The 16463-nt window shown below is 76.2% G+C and carries 15 protein-coding genes and 1 tRNA gene; 7 read left to right on the top strand and 9 right to left on the bottom strand.

Annotated elements, in window-relative coordinates:
- Positions 1 to 25: 25 nt before the first annotated feature.
- Positions 26 to 1198, top strand: a complete 1173-nt coding sequence (locus ACFY07_RS02690; protein WP_390867024.1) for a PAC2 family protein — start codon at positions 26 to 28, stop codon at positions 1196 to 1198.
- A 268-nt stretch (positions 1199 to 1466) separates the two neighbouring features.
- Here ACFY07_RS02690 and mshC read toward each other — a convergent pair whose 3' ends face one another.
- The 4 genes from mshC to ACFY07_RS02710 all read right to left on the bottom strand — a co-directional run bounded on the left by mshC (position 1467) and on the right by ACFY07_RS02710 (position 5232).
- The gene (gene mshC, locus ACFY07_RS02695; RefSeq protein ID WP_390867025.1) at positions 1467 to 2696 is read right to left on the bottom strand and encodes a cysteine--1-D-myo-inosityl 2-amino-2-deoxy-alpha-D-glucopyranoside ligase; all 1230 of its coding nucleotides are present in this window, start codon (positions 2694 to 2696) and stop codon (positions 1467 to 1469) included.
- A gap of 110 nt (positions 2697 to 2806) precedes the next feature.
- Positions 2807 to 3634: an SCO1664 family protein gene (locus ACFY07_RS02700; protein WP_374228041.1), complete on the bottom strand. Its 828-nt coding sequence runs from the start codon at positions 3632 to 3634 to the stop codon at positions 2807 to 2809.
- 167 nt (positions 3635 to 3801) lie between these two features.
- A complete protein-coding gene (locus ACFY07_RS02705) occupies positions 3802 to 4377 on the bottom strand; it encodes a DUF3090 domain-containing protein (RefSeq protein WP_230647890.1) in 576 nt (191 codons plus the stop codon).
- Positions 4378 to 4521: 144 nt separating this feature from the next.
- On the bottom strand, positions 4522 to 5232 hold the full coding sequence (locus tag ACFY07_RS02710; RefSeq protein WP_230647891.1) for a histidine phosphatase family protein: 711 nt from the start codon (positions 5230 to 5232) through the stop codon (positions 4522 to 4524).
- 81 nt (positions 5233 to 5313) lie between these two features.
- Between ACFY07_RS02710 and corA the strand changes: the two genes are divergently transcribed.
- Both corA and ACFY07_RS02720 read left to right on the top strand, forming a co-directional pair.
- The gene (gene corA, locus ACFY07_RS02715) at positions 5314 to 6309 is read left to right on the top strand and encodes a magnesium/cobalt transporter CorA (RefSeq protein WP_390867026.1); all 996 of its coding nucleotides are present in this window, start codon (positions 5314 to 5316) and stop codon (positions 6307 to 6309) included.
- A gap of 112 nt (positions 6310 to 6421) precedes the next feature.
- On the top strand, positions 6422 to 7051 hold the full coding sequence (locus tag ACFY07_RS02720; RefSeq protein WP_390867028.1) for a hypothetical protein: 630 nt from the start codon (positions 6422 to 6424) through the stop codon (positions 7049 to 7051).
- A gap of 116 nt (positions 7052 to 7167) precedes the next feature.
- Here ACFY07_RS02720 and ACFY07_RS02725 read toward each other — a convergent pair whose 3' ends face one another.
- Entirely contained in the window at positions 7168 to 8214 is a 1047-nt protein-coding gene (locus ACFY07_RS02725) for an LLM class F420-dependent oxidoreductase (protein WP_230647894.1), read from the bottom strand.
- 240 nt (positions 8215 to 8454) lie between these two features.
- Here ACFY07_RS02725 and ACFY07_RS02730 point away from each other — a divergent pair, with 240 nt between their 5' ends.
- On the top strand, positions 8455 to 9435 hold the full coding sequence (locus ACFY07_RS02730; protein ID WP_390867030.1) for an aldo/keto reductase: 981 nt from the start codon (positions 8455 to 8457) through the stop codon (positions 9433 to 9435).
- 56 nt (positions 9436 to 9491) lie between these two features.
- Positions 9492 to 11801: an ATP-binding domain-containing protein gene (locus tag ACFY07_RS02735; protein ID WP_390867032.1), complete on the top strand. Its 2310-nt coding sequence runs from the start codon at positions 9492 to 9494 to the stop codon at positions 11799 to 11801.
- 312 nt (positions 11802 to 12113) lie between these two features.
- On the opposite strand, the gene ACFY07_RS02740 is transcribed toward ACFY07_RS02735, so the two are convergent.
- Positions 12114 to 12752, bottom strand: a complete 639-nt coding sequence (locus tag ACFY07_RS02740) for a hypothetical protein (protein WP_390867033.1) — start codon at positions 12750 to 12752, stop codon at positions 12114 to 12116.
- Between the two features lie 197 nt (positions 12753 to 12949).
- On the opposite strand from ACFY07_RS02740, the gene ACFY07_RS02745 reads away from it, so the two are divergent.
- On the top strand, positions 12950 to 13156 hold the full coding sequence (locus tag ACFY07_RS02745) for a DUF5703 family protein (RefSeq protein ID WP_230647959.1): 207 nt from the start codon (positions 12950 to 12952) through the stop codon (positions 13154 to 13156).
- A 141-nt stretch (positions 13157 to 13297) separates the two neighbouring features.
- On the opposite strand, the gene ACFY07_RS02750 is transcribed toward ACFY07_RS02745, so the two are convergent.
- The 3 genes from ACFY07_RS02750 to ACFY07_RS02760 form a co-directional block, all read right to left on the bottom strand.
- Positions 13298 to 14074, bottom strand: a complete 777-nt coding sequence (locus ACFY07_RS02750) for a chaplin family protein (RefSeq protein WP_390867034.1) — start codon at positions 14072 to 14074, stop codon at positions 13298 to 13300.
- A 222-nt stretch (positions 14075 to 14296) separates the two neighbouring features.
- Positions 14297 to 14548: a chaplin gene (locus ACFY07_RS02755; protein ID WP_230647898.1), complete on the bottom strand. Its 252-nt coding sequence runs from the start codon at positions 14546 to 14548 to the stop codon at positions 14297 to 14299.
- A 237-nt stretch (positions 14549 to 14785) separates the two neighbouring features.
- On the bottom strand, positions 14786 to 16108 hold the full coding sequence (locus tag ACFY07_RS02760; RefSeq protein WP_230647899.1) for a M20/M25/M40 family metallo-hydrolase: 1323 nt from the start codon (positions 16106 to 16108) through the stop codon (positions 14786 to 14788).
- A gap of 266 nt (positions 16109 to 16374) precedes the next feature.
- Between ACFY07_RS02760 and ACFY07_RS02765 the strand changes: the two genes are divergently transcribed.
- Positions 16375 to 16459, top strand: a tRNA-Leu gene (locus ACFY07_RS02765).
- Positions 16460 to 16463 lie beyond the last annotated feature (4 nt).

The raw sequence follows: 16463 nt of genomic DNA on the forward strand, positions 1-16463 counted from the left end.
CGGAGCGGCCGGAGGGAGGCGCTGGGTGATCGAGCTCGAGGACGTGCCCGAGCTGATCGACCCGGTCATGGTGGCCGCGTTCGAGGGCTGGAACGACGCCGGGGACGCCGCCTCCGCGGCGGTGGGGCACCTGGACCAGGTGTGGGGCGGCAAGGTGTTCGCCGCCCTGGACGCCGAGGACTACTACGACTTCCAGGTCAACCGGCCGACGGTGTGGATGGACGGCGCGGTGCGCCGCATCACCTGGCCGACGACCCGGCTGTCGGTGGTCCGGGTGACCGAGCCCCGCCCGCGGGACCTGGTGCTGGTGCGGGGCATCGAGCCGAGCATGCGCTGGCGGTCGTTCTGCAACGAGCTGCTGGGCTTCGCCCACGAGCTGGGCGTGGAGATGGTGGTGGTGCTGGGCGCGCTGCTCGGGGACACCCCCCACACCCGCCCGGTGCCGGTCAGCGGCGTGACCTCCGACCCGGGGCTGGCCCGGAGCCTGGAGCTGGAGGAGAGCCGGTACGAGGGGCCGACGGGCATCGTGGGCGTCCTCCAGGAGGCGTGCGCGCACGCCGGGGTGCCGGCGGTGACGTTCTGGGCGGCGGTGCCGCACTACGTGGCGCAGCCCCCGAACCCCAAGGCGACCCTGGCGCTGCTCAACAAGGTCGAGGACCTGCTGGACCTGCGGATCCCGCTGGGCGAGCTGCCGGAGGACTCCCGCGCCTGGCAGATCGGCGTGGACCAGCTGGCCGCCGAGGACAGCGAGGTGGCCGAGTACGTGCAGCAGCTGGAGGAGGCCCGGGACACCGCGGAGCTGCCGGAGGCGTCCGGCGACGCCATCGCCCGCGAGTTCGAGCGGTACCTGCGGCGGCGGGGCGACCAGGGGCCGGCGGAGCCGGGCGAGGGGCCCGAGGGCGGCCGGGCCGGGTCCCTCCGGTGGGAGGAGTCCCGGGGTCCGGAGCGCAGGGGGCCCGAGCACCGGGGCCAGGAGCAGCGGGCGCCGGAGCGGCCCTCGCCGGCGAGGCCGGCGCCGCCGGACGGTCCGGCGGGCGGGCGGCCGGGCCCGGAGCTGCCGGACGGCGGGCGGGCTCCCGGGGAACGGGAGGCGGCCCCGGGTACGGACGCGGAGAGCGGCCCCGCCGGCCCCGCGGAGGAGGACGGCGGCGCGTCCGGCCCCGGCGGGCCGGCCGACCGGGACGGCGACGGCCGGTAGCGGCCGTGCGGCGGCCCGGTGGCGGGCGACCGGCGTCGGGCAGCCGCCGGTCGTCCGCCGCCCCCAGTGGACTAGACCAAGCATGATCCTGTCAAGGCCGGGCGCCGCCGCCCGGCCGCCCTCCGCCGGATTCCGGCCGGGGCGCAGCGGGAGGGGCGCCCGGGAAGGGCGTCCGGAAAACCGTCGGGCCGCCCCGGAGGGCGGCCCGACGGTGCGCCACCAGGACTGACGGCGCGTCACGGACGGTGCGGGGAGGGCCTCCTCCGGGTCAGAGCGCCACGCCGAGCAGCGCGTCGACGGTGCGGGAGACCAGCCCGGGGGCGCCGGCGTCCTCGCCGCCCTCCGCCTCCTGCAGCGCGGCCCAGCGGTCGACCGCGGCCAGCGCCCGCGGGGCGTCCAGGTCCTCGGCGAGCGCCGCGCGGACCTCCGCCAGCAGCCGCTCGGCCGGGGGGCCGTCCGGGCGGGAGACAGCCGCCCGCCAGCGGCCGAGCCGCCGCACGGCCTCGTCCAGCACCGCGTCGGTCCACTCCCAGTCCGAGCGGTAGTGGTGGGCGAGGAGCGCGAGGCGGATCGCCGCCGGGTCGACGCCCGCGGCGCGCAGCCGGGAGACGAAGACCAGGTTCCCGCGGGACTTGGACATCTTCTCGCCGTCCAGCGCCACCATCCCGGCGTGGACGTACGCCCGGGCGTAGGGGTGCTCGCCCGTCACCGCGTCGGCGTGCGCGGCGCCCATCTCGTGGTGCGGGAAGGCCAGGTCGCTGCCGCCGCCCTGGACGTCGAAGGACATGCCCAGGTACCGCAGGGCGATGGCCACGCACTCGATGTGCCAGCCGGGCCGGCCGCGGCCCAGCTCCGTCTCCCAGGAGGGCTCGCCCGGGCGGGCGGCCATCCACAGCAGCGGGTCCAGGCGGTGCTTCTTGCCGGGGCGGTCCGGGTCGCCGCCGCGCTCGCCGAAGAGCGGCAGCATCTCCTCGGGGGTGAGGCGGGAGACCTCCCCGAAGTGCGGGTCGGACTCGACGGAGAAGTAGACGTCGCCGTCGAGCTCGTAGGCGGCGCCGCCGTCCAGCATCCGCCGCACCAGCGGCACGATCCACGGGATGGACTCCACCGCGCCGACGTAGTGGGCCGGCGGCAGCATCCGCAGGGCGGTCATGTCCTCGCGGAAGAGGGCGGTCTCGCGCTCGGCGAGCTCGGTCCAGTCGACGCCGGTCTCGGCGGCCCGCACCAGCAGCGGGTCGTCGACGTCGGTGACGTTCTGGACGTAGAGCACGTCGTGCCCCGCGTCCCGCCACACCCGCTGGACCAGGTCGAACGCGGTGTAGGTGGCCGCGTGGCCCAGGTGGGTGGCGTCGTAGGGGGTGATGCCGCACACGTAGAGGCGGGCCGTGGGGCCCTCGGGAACGACCTCCCGGGTGCGCCCTGCGGCGGTGTCGTGGATGCGCAGGGGGTTCCCGCGGCCGGGGAGGGCGGGGACGTCTGTGGCGGGCCAGGCATGCATGCCCAAAACTTTAACCGGACCATCATTTCGGCGGCCAACGGGCTTCCGGTCGTCCCCGGCCCGCCCCCGGCGGGCCGGCGGGGGCGGCCGGTCCGGGACGGCCCGGCAGGTCAGATCGGCGGCCAGGGCACCGGGGGCCAGTCCCCCGAGGGCCCGGGGTGGCGGCCGGAGTCCAGCAGCGCGGCCGTCCGCCGCCGGGCCGCGGCGATCTCGGCGGCGGTCAGCAGCGGCCGCAGCCGCTCGCCCAGCGCGCCCGCGAGGTCCGCGGCGAGCTTGCGCAGCACCTCCAGCGCCTCCTCCGGCAGCGGCTCCCCGGCCCAGCCCCACAGCAGGGTGCGCAGCTTGCCGGGGACGGCGAAGGTCACGCCGTGGTCGATGCCGTACAGCCGCCCGTCGGCGGCGGGCAGCAGGTGGCCGCCCTTGCGGTCGGCGTTGTTGAGCACCGCGTCCAGGACGGCGAGGCGCCGCAGGCGCGGGTCGTCGGCGTGCACCAGCAGCGCGGTGCGGCCGCCGCCGACGTCGGCGCGGCCGACGGGCAGCCAGCCGGGCTCGGCCTCCTCGGCGTCCTGGAGGGCCAGCAGCCGGGCCTGCGGGTCGGGCTCCACCCACAGCTGGACCATGCCCTCGCCGAACGGGCCGTCGCGCAGCACCGTCGGCGGGACCATCGCCCAGCCGGCGGCCGCGGCGACCTCGTGGGCGGCGACCTCGCGGCCGGCCAGGGTGCCGTCGGGGAAGTCCCACAGCGGCCGCTCGCCGTCCACCGGCTTGTACACGCAGACGGCCTCCAGGCCGTCCAGGGCGACGGTGCAGTACAGCACGGTGTTGGAGGCGTCGCCGAGCTGCCCGTGGACGGTGAGGGCGCCGGAGCGGAGCAGCGCCAGGGCGCGCTCCGGGTCGGCGGCGAGCGCGGCGGAGGCGGCGGGGTCGGCCTCCGGCACCTCCGGGGCCGCGTCGGGCTCCCCCGCGGCCCCGTCGCCGGGTCCGGGGGCCGCCTCGGGGGCGTCCGGGGCGCCGGCAGGCGCGGCGGTTCCGGCGGACCGGGGCGCGTCGGGCCCCGCGGCCGGGGCGGCGTCGCCGGCCGTGCGGGGGGCGGGGTCGGCGGGGTTCAGCGCCGGTACCCGTTCGCGCGCGGGCAGATGTGGCCCTCGGGGTCCAGCGGCAGGCTGCAGAACGGGCACGGCGGGCGCCCGGCGGCGACCAGGTCGAGGGCGCGCTTGGCGAAGACCCGGGCCATCGCGCCGCTGATCCGGACCCGCAGCAGCGGCGGGCCGTTCTCCTCGTCCTCGATCAGCTCGTCGTCGTCCGCGTCCTCGTCGTCCTCGCCCGCCTCCACCAGCGCCTGGGCCTCGACGACCACGCACTCCTCGCTGCCGTCCCAGGCGAGCGCCATGGTGCCGACCCGGAACTCCTCGACCAGCGGCAGGTCCAGCGGGGCCACGTCGACCAGTTCGGAGGGGGCGACCGCGGGCACCGGGGCGGTGCCGCCGCTGCGCCGCAGCACCTCGTCGAGCAGTTCGTCGACGCGCTCGGCCAGGGCCGCGACCTGCGTCTTCTCCAGGAGGACGCTGGTGGTGCGGCCGCCCCCCGTGGCCTGGAGGAAGAAGGTGCGGTCGCCGGGCTCGCCGACCGTGCCGGCGACGAACCGTTCTGGCTGGTCGTAGAAGAACACCTGACGGGGCACGCGCTGCTCCGATACTTCTGCCTCTGCTGACGTCGTGGTCCGCCTCTCACCCTACCCACCTGCGAGGGGGCGGGCGCAGCGGAGGTCCGGGCCCGGCCGGGCGGCGGCCGCCGGAGGCCCGGCGCGGGCCCGGCGGGCCGGCGGTCAGGCGCCGGTGGCGCCGCCGACCACGGCGTCCGACCGCTCCGCGGCGTCCCCGCCGGGGGCCGGCGTCCGCGGGACGAGCGAGGACAGGTCGCCGGTGTCGCCGAGCCGCAGCAGGAAGGGCCGCAGCGGGGTGTAGCGGACCGCGGTGACCGACGCCGGGTCGGCGGAGATCCGCTGGAAGAGGTCCAGGTGCAGGCCGAGCGCGTCGGCCACCACCGCCTTGATGATGTCGCCGTGGGTGCAGGCGAGCCAGACCGCGTCGGGCCCGTGCTCCTCGGCCACCCGCGCGTCCCACTCGCGCACGGCCTCCACCGCCCGGCGGCTCATGGCGGCGAGCGACTCGCCCTCGGGGCCGGGGAAGACCGCGGCGGAGGGGTGGTCCTGCACGGTGCGCCACAGGGGCTCCTTCGCCAGCTCCGCGAGCGGGCGGCCCGTCCAGTCGCCGTACCGGCACTCCCCGACGCGCTCGTCGAGGTCGGCCGTGCCCAGCTCGGGGCGGGCGGCGAGCAGCGGCTGCACGGTCTGGCGGCAGCGGTCCAGGGGGCTGGAGACCACCCGGGCCAGCGGCACCCCGGCGAGGCGGGCGGCCAGGGCCGCGGCCTGGGCCCGGCCCTCGTCGTCGAGGTCGACCCCGGGGCTCCAGCCGGCGAGGACGCCGGAGGAGTTCGCGGTGGAGCGGCCGTGGCGGACGAGCAGCAGGGTCGGCATGCGGCCCAGCCTAAGCCGCCCCTCGGAGGTCCGCGGCACCCCGGGCTGTTTCGCGGGCGTCCGGGGGGCGAGAATCCTCACGTGATCGTGGACTGCGCCATCTACAGCAACGGCAGCCGGACCAAGGGCCCGGAGGACTTCTCCGACGCCGTGGAGGCCGCCCGCAAGGCCGGGGACACCTTCGTCTGGATCGGGCTGCACGAGCCCACGGAGGACGAGTTCGCCCTGGTGACGGACGAGTTCGGCCTGCACCCGCTGGCCGTGGAGGACGCGGTCCGGGCCCACCAGCGGCCCAAGCTGGAGTCGTACGACGACTCGCTCTTCCTGGTGCTGAAGACCGTCGGCTACGACGACGAGCACGACACCGTGCACACCGGTGAGCTGATGATGTTCGTCGGCGACGCCTTCGTGGTGACCGTGCGGCACGGTCCCGGCAGCCCGCTGGCGCAGGTGCGCAGGCGCCTGGAGGAGCAGCCCGACGTGATGCGGCACGGCCCGGGCGCGGTGATGTACGCGGTCTGCGACGAGGTGGTCGACACCTACCTCGACATCTCGGCGGAGCTCCAGGTCGACCTGGAGGAGCTGGAGGCGTCGGTCTTCGCCCCGCAGACGTCGCGCTCGGCCCGCGGCAGCGGGTCCGTCGCCGAGCGGATCTACGGCTTCAAGCGGCAGATCGTGGAGTTCCGCCGGGCCACGGCGCCGCTGCAGGACCCGGTGGCGCGCCTCACCGGCGGCGGGGTGCCGTTCGTGCCGGAGGGGACCCGCCCCTTCTTCCGGGACGTGGGCGACCACCTGGCCCGGGCCAACGAGCAGGTCGAAGCGCTGGACCGGCTGCTGTCGGACATCCTGAACGCCAACCTGGCGCAGGTGAGCGTCCAGCAGAACAACGACATGCGCAAGATCTCGGCCTGGGCGGCGCTGGCCGCCGTCCCCACCATGATCGCCGGGATCTACGGGATGAACTTCACCCATATGCCGGAGCTGCGGCAGGTGTGGGGGTACCCGGCGGTGCTGCTGCTCATGGCAGGTGTCTGCGCGGGCCTGTACCGCGTGTTCAAGCGCAGCGGCTGGCTGTGACCGCGTCCGGGCGGCGGCGCACCGCCGGATATGTGAAGATCGCCGGGTGACTGGGTAGGTAGCTGCCACCAGACGGCGATCCCGGCGGGGGACGGGCGGTGAGGCGGTGCGCATGTTCCGGATCAGCGGTGCCTGGCGTACGACGGACCCGAGGCCGGAGGAGGGGCCGCACGGCGGCCGGGCCGGCAGCGACTGGTCGCCCTACGGGCGCTTCCAGGACGCGGCCCGCTCCTACTTCCTCCACGCGGACGTGGCGCTCGACGCGGTCTCCGGCGTGCTGGGGCGGCGCAGGGTGCGCGGCTTCACCCTGGAGCGGGTGGTGGACCTCACCGAGAACGGCGCCTCGGTGTGGCAGGAGGCCGCCGTCTGCGACGGCAGGCGGCTGATCCTCTGGCACAGCGAGGAGGTGACGGACGGTGAGGCGCCCGGCGGCACCGTGCTGGACTCCTCGGTGCAGGTGCTGCCGCTGGGCGCGGTCGGCCACGTGGGGATGCGGACCATGGTGGGCCGCGACGAGAACGGAGCGCGGACGAACCGCGGCGTCTACCTCGTGGTGGCCACCGGCACGGTGCAGGAGCTGTCGGCGGCGCCGGGCGAGGACGGGGGCGTGGCGACCGCGCGGTTCCGGCCGGAGGCGTTCCGGTTCTCCAAGTCGCTGGACGACGGCGGGCCGGGCCAGATCGCCCGGCTGATCGACTTCGGCCGGCTGCTGGGCCGGCTGGTGCCCGCGGGCCGCCGGTAGAGGGCCACCCCCGGGCCTCGGGCCGCGGCCCCGCGGGGGCGCGGCCCGAGGCCCGGGGGTGGCGGGTCCGGTTGCCGGATCCGGGTGGCAGACCCGGGCCGTCGGGGCGCGGGCCGTCAGGCGAGGCCGGCGAGCTCCAGGGCCTCCACGGCGGTGCGCAGGGTGGAGATCCGCTCGTCCAGGGTGAGGCCGCCCGGGGAGAGGTTGAGCGTGGTGACGCCCGCGTCCGCGTAGGCCTGCATGCGGTCGGCGATGCGCTCCTTGGGGCCGATCAGCGCGGTGGAGTCGATCAGCTCGTGCGGGACGGCCGCGGCGGCGCCGGCGTAGTCCTTGGCGAGGTAGCGCTCCTGGATCTCGTCCGCGGCCTGCTCGTAGCCCATGCGGCGGGCGAGCCGGTTGTAGAAGTTCTGCTCCTTGCTGCCCATGCCGCCGACGTACAGCGCGGTGTAGGGGCGGAAGGCGTCGGCGGCGGCCTTGACGTCGTCGGAGACGGCGACGGGCAGCGTCGGGGCGAGGTCGAAGCCCTCCAGGGTCTTCCCGGCCTTGGCGCGGCCGGCCCGCAGCGGCTCCAGGGAGACCTCCGCCTGCTCGGGGGCGAAGAAGATGCCGAGCCAGCCGTCGGCGATCTCGCCGGTCTGCTCCAGGTTCTTCGGGCCGATGGCGGCGATGTACAGCGGGATGTGCTCGCGGACGGGGTGCACGGTCAGCTTGAGGGGCTTGCCGGGTCCGCCGGGCAGCGGCAGCGTCCAGTTCGCGCCCTCGTGGACGACGCGCTCGCGCAGCATCGCCTTGCGGATGATCTCCACGTACTCGCGGGTGCGGGCCAGCGGCTTGTCGAACTTGACGCCGTACCAGCCCTCGGAGACCTGCGGGCCGGAGACGCCGAGCCCGAGGCGGAAGCGGCCGCCGGAGAGGGTGTCCAGGGTGGCGGCGGTCATCGCGGTCATGGTGGGGGTGCGGGCCGGGATCTGGAAGATCGCCGAGCCGACATCGATCCGCTCGGTCTTCGCGGCCACGTAGGCGAGCACGGTGGCGGCGTCCGATCCGTACGCCTCCGCCGCCCAGCACACCGCGTAGCCGAGGCGGTCGGCCTCCTGGGCCACCGCGATGTTGTCGGCGTCGTTGCCGAGGCCCCAGTAGCCGAGGTTGATGCCGAGTCGCATGTGCTGCCAGCCTCCGTGGTGCGGCGGGTGCGCGTGCCGGGATGCGGACGCACCGGCGGGCCGGGCGGCCCCGCCGCCTGCGAGCGTAGCCGGGCGCCCCGGACGATGCTACCGACGGGTAGCTGTGGGCTGCGCCACACGGACGCGAGGCGGACCGGCGGCCCGCGCGGGGCCGCCACGGACACGACCCCACCTGCGGATCTCCACGTCCTGCGGCGGGTCGGCCACTACGCTCGCGCCATGGAACAGCGACACCTCGGCCGGACCGGGCTGCGCGTCTCCCGGATCGGCCTCGGCACCATGACCTGGGGCCGCGACACCGACGAGCACGAGGCCGCCGAGCAGCTCAAGGAATTCCTGGACGCCGGCGGCACCCTGGTCGACACCGCCGACGTGTACGCCGACGGCGGCGCCGAGTACCTGCTCTCCCGGCTCGTCGAGGACCTGGTCCCCCGGTCGGAGCTGGTCATCGCCACCAAGGCGGGCAGCGTGCCGCACGCCGACCCCCGGTTCGACGCCTCCCGGGGCCACCTGCTGGCCGCCCTCGACGCCTCCCTCCAGCGGCTGGGCACCGACTACGTCGACCTGTGGCAGGTGCACGCGTACGACCCCGCCACGCCCACCGAGGAGACCCTGCACGCCCTCGACCTGGCCGTCTCCTCGGGCCGGGCCCGCTACGTCGGCGTCTCCAACTTCAGCGGCTGGCAGCTCGCCAAGGCCGCCACCCTGCAGCGGGCCGTGCCCGGCCGCACCCCCGTGGCCTCCACGCAGATGGAGTACTCGCTGCTGCAGCGCAACATAGAGCGCGAGGTGCTGCCCGCCGCCCTCGACCTCGGGGTCGGGCTGCTGGCCTCGTCGCCGCTGGGCCGGGGCGTGCTCACCGGCAAGTACCGGCACGGGGTGCCGCAGGACTCGCGGGGCGCCTCCCCGTACCTCTCCGGCTTCGTCCAGCCCTACCTCGACGAGCGGGGGCGGCGGATCGTCGACGCGGTCGCGACCGCCGCCGACGGCCTGGCCAGCAGCCCGCTGAAGGTAGCCCTGGCGTGGGTCCGGGACCGCCCCGGGGTCGCCGCGGCGCTGGTCGGCGCCCGCACGTCCGCACAGCTGCGTGCGGCGCTGTCGGTGGAGGCCCTTACGCTTCCCGAGGAGATCAGGGGTGCGCTGGACGACGTCTCGGCGCCGGTCCACCGCTACCCCGACCAGGACTGGAGCGAGCTGTAGCCGCCGGGCGGCCGCGGCTCCTCCGCGGACCGAGCAGCACGACGGGAGCGTGGGCCGTGAGCGACGAGGAGACCTCCGCCCCGGAGGGGCGGCCGGAGCGGGCCGGGCAGCCGGAGCGGGCCGGAGCCCCGGCGGAGGCGGACGGCGCCGGGGGGCCGGGGGCGGCCGCGGCGCGGCCGGACACCGCGAGGCTCGCCGAGGCCATCCGCGCCATGGGGCGCGGCGGGCAGGCCCCGGCCGCGCCCGGGGAGCGGCCGGCCGGGCCCGGCGCCGGCGCGGAGGCCGGGGCCGGGCCGGCGGCCGTGGGCGGCGCCGGCGCGGGCGGGCGCGCGGCGCCCGCCGACGAGCAGCGGGAGGAGGCGCTCCGCGCCGCCTCGGAGGTCCTGGCGGCGGGCGGCGCCCCGGTGGAGCTGGCCCCGGCCGCCGTGGCCGCACTGGGCGACGGCGCCGCCGAGGCGCTGCGTGAGGACCCGTGGACGGTGCTAGCGCTGCCCGGCGTGCGGCCCGAGCAGGCGGACGGGTTCGCCCGCGGCCTGCTCGGACCCGCCGCCGGTCCGGGCGACCCGCGGCGCGCCCAGGCGCTGGCCGTGTGGCTGCTGGAGCGGGCAGCCCTGCACGGGCACACGGCGCTGGAGGTGGCCGAGGTCCGCGCGGAGCTGGAGAAGCTCGGCGTGCCGGACCCGGAGACCGCACTGGGCGCGGTCGTCACCGACGGCCGGGTGATGGCCTTCCAGGACGAGGACCTCTCGGCCTCCCCCGGCGGGCGCCCGACGGCGGACGACGAGGAGGACGAGGGCCCTCCCGTGCGGATGCTCCTCGCCCTCGACCGCCTCGCCCTCGCCGAGGAGAGCCTCGCGGACGGCCTGGTGCGGCTGATGTCCACCTTCGACCCGTACGGGGAGGCCCCGGAGGAGGACGCGGACACGGCCGGTACGGACACGGCGGACGCGGGCGCGGCCGACGACGAGGGCACGGCCGACGGGGACACGGACGGCGGGCCGGGTGCGGAGGAGGGCGCCGAGGCCGGCGGCCCCGGTCCGCGGCCGGGCCCCCCTGCGTGGGAGGCGGCGGCTGCGGCCGCCCCCTCTCCGTCCGCGGCGGCGCTGGTCCGGGCGGCCGCGGAGTCGGGCCTGGTCCTCCACACCGGCGGTGAGGCGGCCCGCGCCGAACCCGCCGCCCTGGTGGCCGCCGCCCGCGGGCTGGGCCTGCGGGCCTGGGCCGCGGCCTGGACCGCGGAGGGCGCCGCGGCCCTGGGCGCCCTCGCGGACCGGGCCGGCGGCGGCCGGTCCGCTGCGGAGGCCCCCGGCGCCGCGCAGGACGCCGGCAGCGCGGAGGGCGCCGCCGACGCGGCCCCGGTCGGCGCCCCGGACCCCGGGGAGGGTCTGCCCGGCGAGGAGGCCGGGGGCCGGGAGCGGCCCTCCTCCCCCGCGGCGGCCGTCACCCTGGCCGGCCTGCTGTCCGGCACGGAGGGGCCCGGCCGGGAGGCCGACGGCTCGCTGGCGCTGGACCTGCTGGTGGTGTGCGACGCCCCCCTGCTCGACGTGGAGACGGCCGCGACCCTCGCGGAGTCGCTGGCCGACGGGACCAGGCTGGTGCTCAGCGGCGACCCCGGCCAGCTCTGGTCGGCCGGGCCCGGGCGGGTCTTCGCCGACCTGCTGGCCGCGAAGGCGTGCCCGGCGGTGGCCTCCCGGACGCCCGACTTCGGACCGATCGGCGAACTGGTCTCCGGCATCGGCGTCGGCGAGCTCCAGCCGGTCGAGGCACCCGGCCGGGAGGTCGTGATCGTCCCCGCCAAGGACGGCGGGGAGGCGGCCCACCGGGCGGTGCAGCTGGTGGTGGACTCCATCCCCCGCGCGCTCGGCATCCCCGCCGGGGAGGTCGCGGTGCTGACCCCCGGGCACGGCGGCGGCGCGGGCACCCGGGCGCTGAACGCCGCCCTCAAGACGCGGCTGAACCCGGGCCCCGGCCGGTTCGGCGGGTTCGACCCGGGCGACCGGGTCGTCCACTCCCCCGCGCCGGGCAGCTCCGTCCCGGGCACCGTGGTCTCCGCCGACGCCGCGGGCCTCCACCTCGACCTGGACGGGCGGCGCACCACGGTCCCGCGCGAGCGGGTCGCCGAGCTGCGGCACGGGTGGGCGCTCTCCGTCCACCAGGCCGTGGGTCGGCGCTGGCCGGCCGTGGTCGCGGTCCTGCCGGACGACGCCGCGGGGGCGCTCACCCGGCAGCTCGTCTACACGGCCTTCGGCCGTGCGGAGCGCCACCTGTCCGTGGTGCACGCGGCGGGACAGGCGCTGCCGCAGGCCGTGGCGTCGGTGCCGGCCCGGCCCCGCACGACCCGGCTGCGCGGCATCCTGGCCGGGCAGTAGGGGCCGGGCAGTAGGGGCCGGGCGGCAGGGGCCGGCCGACGGCGGTCCGGACGGGAGGCCGGGGCGGGCGGGAGGTCCGCCGACGGCGGGCGGACGGTACGGAGAGGGAGCCCTGACGGCGCCCGCACCGGACTCCGGCCGCTCCCGGCCCGGCCGCTCCCGGCCTGCTCGTGCCCGGCCTGCTCGTGCCCGGCCTGCTCGTGCCCGGCACGGCGGCGTCCGGCACGGATCGGCCGCCCCCGCCCGACGACGCACCGGGGCGGCTCCCCCGCGCACCGCGGAGAGGCCGCCCCGGCCTGACGACGTACCCGGTCAGTGCTCCGGGTCGAGCGCCTCCAGCTCGTCGTCGTAGACCTCGCTGACGTCGAAGCGGCAGATCAGCAGCTGCGGGTCCGCGTCGTCGAAGGGCTCCGGCAGCCACTCCCCCGGCTCGGCGGGCTCCGCCGCCGACACCCACAGCGTGGAGTCGCCCTCCTCCAGGCCGAACTCCTCGCAGCGCGAGGCGATCTCGTCGGGCTCGTACTCGCCGAAGAGCACGCCGATGGCGGCGTTCAGGCTCCCCGCGGCGGGCCGTGCGGCGCCGGGCACCGGGGGCGGCACGGCCAGGCCGCCGTCCAGGCGGACGGCCTGGGCGCGCAGCCGCTCCGGGTCGGCGACGACGTAGTCGCGGCGGATCAGCACGCTGATCGCCTCCGGCTCGTCCGGCCCCAGGTAGGCGGCGGCGCTCTCGTCGCCGGGCACCTCGAAGGGCGTCACCTCGTCGTAGGCGTCGTACAGGGTCTCGTCATAGGCGTCGGCCGCCGCAGCCAGCGCCTCGTAGGCGGCGAAGACCGCCGGGTCGTTCTCCCCCGAGCGGCGCTCGACCGCCTCCAGGTGGCGGTCGAGGGCCTCCTTGACCGCCTCGGCGGCGGCGCGTACCTCGGCAACGGTGGGCTGCGCTGCATCAGACATGGCTCAGACGCTATCCGTACCGGGTGGTGCGTCGCACCGCCCTTACCCGGCCAGGGTGTGTTTTCGGCAGAAGTGACCGGGCATGCCGGGCATGCGGGCGCCTGTCGCCCCCGGGCGCGGCGTGGGACCATGGAGTCCCGCGACTGTCGGCGGGCGTCAGTAGGCTTGCCGGAGACGACCAGCGGGAGGACAGCTTGATCCCATCGAAGACGGTCCGCCAGCCGGAGTACGAGTACCAGTCGCTGCGGCTCCCGCGGGGGACGACCCGCAACGCCGCACGCCGGCTGCTCACCGAGCACGCCGAGTACGGCCACTGGGAGCTGGACCGGCTGCGGCTGTTCCCGGACGGGAGCCGCAGCGTGGTGCTGAAGCGGAAGATCATCCGCCAGGTCCGCGCCTGGTGAGCCGGTCCCCCTGCCGGAGCGGGGGGCATGGAGCAGGACACGACGACGCGAGCGGGAACCCCGGACCGGGTTCCCGCTCGCGTCGTCGTCGCGGCGGCCGGGGCCGTCGGCCCCGGCCGCCCTGGTCCGGCCTGCGAGCGCTCAGCGGCCGCCGACGCGGCCGCGGCGGTAGAGCACGGCACCGCCCAGGATCATCCCGGCGGCGACGGTGCCGGCGAGCGCTGTGCCGCCCGCACCGGTGGACGCCAGCGCCTCGTGGGCGTGGTGGCCGACGGTCGTGGAGCCGCCGCTGGGCGCGGCGTGGTGCACCGGGGGCTTGCCCGGGCGGTGGTGCACGGGGGGCTTGCCCGGGTGGTGGTGCACCGGGGGCACGTTCGGGTGGTGGTGCACCGGGGGCTTGCCCGGGTGCCACTCGTGGCGCGGCGGCTGCTCGATGTTGAAGCACGAGTTGCCGGCGGCCGCGTTGCCGAGGCCGACGCCGGTGACCGTGTTGCCGCACGCGTTGACCGGGATGTCGACCGGCACCTGGACGGTGTTGCCGCTGAGCACGCCGGGAGAGCCCTGCGCGGTGCCCTCGGCGTCGGCGCCGCCGCCCCGGGTGGTGCCGCGGCCGTCGCGGCCGCCGTGCTCGCCCCGTCCGCCGCCGTGGACGCCGTCGTGGCCACCGCGCTCGGGAGAGACGTTGGCGCAGGTGTTGCCGAGGGCAGGGTTGAGCAGCCCGATGACGTTGATGGTGTTGCCGCAGACGTTCACCGGGACGTCGACCGGGATCTGCACCGTGTTGCCCGACCCGACGCCGGGCGAGCCGACGGCAGCACCCTGCGCGTCGGCGGAGGCAAAGGCGTAGCCGGCCGTCGACGCCAGCACGCTGCCGGTGGCCATGGCCGTGAGGAGACCCCTCTTGGCTGCCTGTCGCATTGGTTCCCCTGACCTCATTCAATTCGTGTAGGTGATGGCGTGTACTCAATCTTTACCCGCCCCCTGGTCAACGAGGGAACGGCAATCAGGTTGGGTCATTCGCGGTTTTTTCACCCGGCCGGGTGAGGATTGGACCGAAAGGCCTCACCTGCGGAGCACCGGCCGGAAGGGGGCGCGCCCTCCGGGAGACGGCCGTCTCCCGGAGGGCGCGCCCGGCACCGCTCAGACGTTGGCGCAGCTGTTGCCGAACGCCGGGTTGAGCAGGCCGATCACGTTGATGGTGTTGCCGCAGACGTTGACGGGCACGTGCACCGGAACCTGGATCACGTTGCCGGACAGCACACCGGGCGAGCCCACCGCGGTGCCCTGGGCGAGGGCGCCGCCGCCCGTGGTGGCACTCGCGGCACCGGCACCGGCCATGACCAGACCGCCGGTGGCGGCGACAACGGCGGCGATCTTCCGGTTGACCTTCATGGGATTTCCTCCTAGTTGTCAGCACAACCCTCTCGGTGGGCTGCATATGGGTGAACGAGACTGCGGCAAACGGGGTACGCCGCGGTGCGGCCGTTCACCCTCGGAGGTGATTCTCCGAATCGGTGAGCGAAAATACGGAGGCCCGTTCCCCCGGCTCTTCCGAGCCGGGGGAACGGGCCTCCCGCAGGGCCTGCGGCGGCGCCGCCGGTGTCAGGCGTCAGGCGCCAGGCGGACGGGTCAGCAGGCGTCGAGGAACCGGTCCAGCACCCGCACGCCGAACTGCAGGCCCTCGACGGGCACACGCTCGTCCACGCCGTGGAACATCCCGGCGAAGTCCAGCTCCGGGGGGAGCCGCAGCGGGGCGAACCCGAAGCAGCGGATGCCGAGGTCCTGGAACGACTTGGCGTCGGTGCCGCCCGAGAGGCAGTACGGCACGGCGCGGGCGATCGGGTCCTCCGCCCGCAGCGCGGACTGCATCGCCTCCACCAGGGCGCCGTCGAAGCTCGTCTCCACCGCCCGGTCGGAGTGGACGGTCTCCCGCCTGACGCGCGGGCCCAGCACCCGGTCCAGGTCGGCCAGGAACTCCTCCTCGAAGCCCGGCAGGAAGCGGCCGTCGACGTGCGCCGTCGCCTGCCCGGGGATGACGTTCACCTTGTAGCCGGCGCCGAGCATGGTCGGCTGGGCGGTGTTGCGCAGGGTGGTGCCGATCATCTTGGCGATGCCGCCGAGGGTCTTCAGCGTCTCGTCCATGTTCTCCGGGTCGAGCTCGACGCCCAGCGCGTCGGACAGCTCGTCCAGGAAGGCCCGCACCGTCTTGGTGACCCGCACCGGGAAGGTGTGCCGGCCGAGCCGGGCCACGGCCTCGCACAGCTCGGTGATGGCGTTGTCGGTGTTGGTCATCGACCCGTGGCCGGCGGTGCCGTCCACGGTCAGCCGCATCCAGTGCATGCCCTTCTCGGCCGTCTCGACCAGGTACAGGCGCAGCTGCTCGTTGACGGTGAAGGAGAAGCCGCCGACCTCGCCGATCCCCTCGGTGACGCCCTCGAAGAGGTCGGGGTGCTTGTCGACCAGGTACCGGGCCCCGTACACGCCGCCGGCCTCCTCGTCGGCGACGAAGGCGAGGACGAGGTCGCGCGGGGGCTTGCGGCCCGTGCGCAGGCGGTCGCGGACGACGGCCAGGGTCATCGCGTCCATGTCCTTCATGTCGACCGCGCCGCGGCCCCAGACGCAGCCGTCGGCGATCTCGCCGGAGAAGGGGTGGTGGGTCCAGTCCTCGGCGTTGGCGGGCACCACGTCGGTGTGGCCGTGGATCAGCAGCCCGGGGCGGGAGCGGTCCTCGCCCTCGATGCGGACCACGGTGCTGGCCCGGCCCGGAGCGGACTCGATGATCTTCGGCTCCAGGCCGAACTCGGCGAGCTGCTCCGCCACGTACTCGGCGGCGGCGCGCTCGCCCGGCCCCGAGTGGTCGCCGTAGTTGCTGGTGTCGATCCGGATCAGGTCGCGGCAGATGCCGGTGACCTCGGACTCCGCGGTCACCGGCTCGGGCTTCGACGCGCTCACGGTCTCTCCTGCTCTCCCGGAAGGGCCGGGGTCCGCCCCGGGGTCCGGGGCTGTGGGTGGAGGCACACTGCCGACCATCCTGCCTCCCGGCGCGCTCCCGCCCAAGGGCGGACCGCGCAGGACCGCCGGATCGTCCCAGGTGGAACCGGTGGGCACGGCCGGGGACGGGCGCCCCGCGGCCCGGCGCGGTTTTGGGAGGGCCTCCTGATCTTTGCTATGGTTACCCGTGTCGCCGCGGGCAACGGAAACGGAACCGCGGACACCCTGTCCGGGTGGCGGAATGGCAGACGCGCTAGCTTGAGGTGCTAGTGCCCTTTATCGGGCGTGGGGGTTCAAGTCCCCCCTCGGACACAGC

Origin of the sequence: Streptomyces sp. NPDC001380, assembly GCF_042895785.1 — a bacterium.
In the GTDB taxonomy this organism is placed as follows: Bacteria; Actinomycetota; Actinomycetes; order Streptomycetales; family Streptomycetaceae; genus Peterkaempfera.

What these genes read in the sequence shown, in the direction of transcription:
- ACFY07_RS02710 (WP_230647891.1), bottom strand. Translation starts at nt 5,232, where the DNA reads ATGCCGACCCTGCTGCTCGTCCGCCACGGCCGCTCCACCGCGAACTCC.
- ACFY07_RS02740 (WP_390867033.1), bottom strand. Translation starts at nt 12,752, where the DNA reads ATGTCTGATGCAGCGCAGCCCACCGTTGCCGAGGTACGCGCCGCCGCC.
- mshC (WP_390867025.1), bottom strand. Translation starts at nt 2,696, where the DNA reads ATGCATGCCTGGCCCGCCACAGACGTCCCCGCCCTCCCCGGCCGCGGG.
- ACFY07_RS02730 (WP_390867030.1), top strand. Translation starts at nt 8,455, where the DNA reads ATGGAACAGCGACACCTCGGCCGGACCGGGCTGCGCGTCTCCCGGATC.
- ACFY07_RS02725 (WP_230647894.1), bottom strand. Translation starts at nt 8,214, where the DNA reads ATGCGACTCGGCATCAACCTCGGCTACTGGGGCCTCGGCAACGACGCC.
- ACFY07_RS02750 (WP_390867034.1), bottom strand. Translation starts at nt 14,074, where the DNA reads ATGCGACAGGCAGCCAAGAGGGGTCTCCTCACGGCCATGGCCACCGGC.
- ACFY07_RS02755 (WP_230647898.1), bottom strand. Translation starts at nt 14,548, where the DNA reads ATGAAGGTCAACCGGAAGATCGCCGCCGTTGTCGCCGCCACCGGCGGT.
- ACFY07_RS02720 (WP_390867028.1), top strand. Translation starts at nt 6,422, where the DNA reads ATGTTCCGGATCAGCGGTGCCTGGCGTACGACGGACCCGAGGCCGGAG.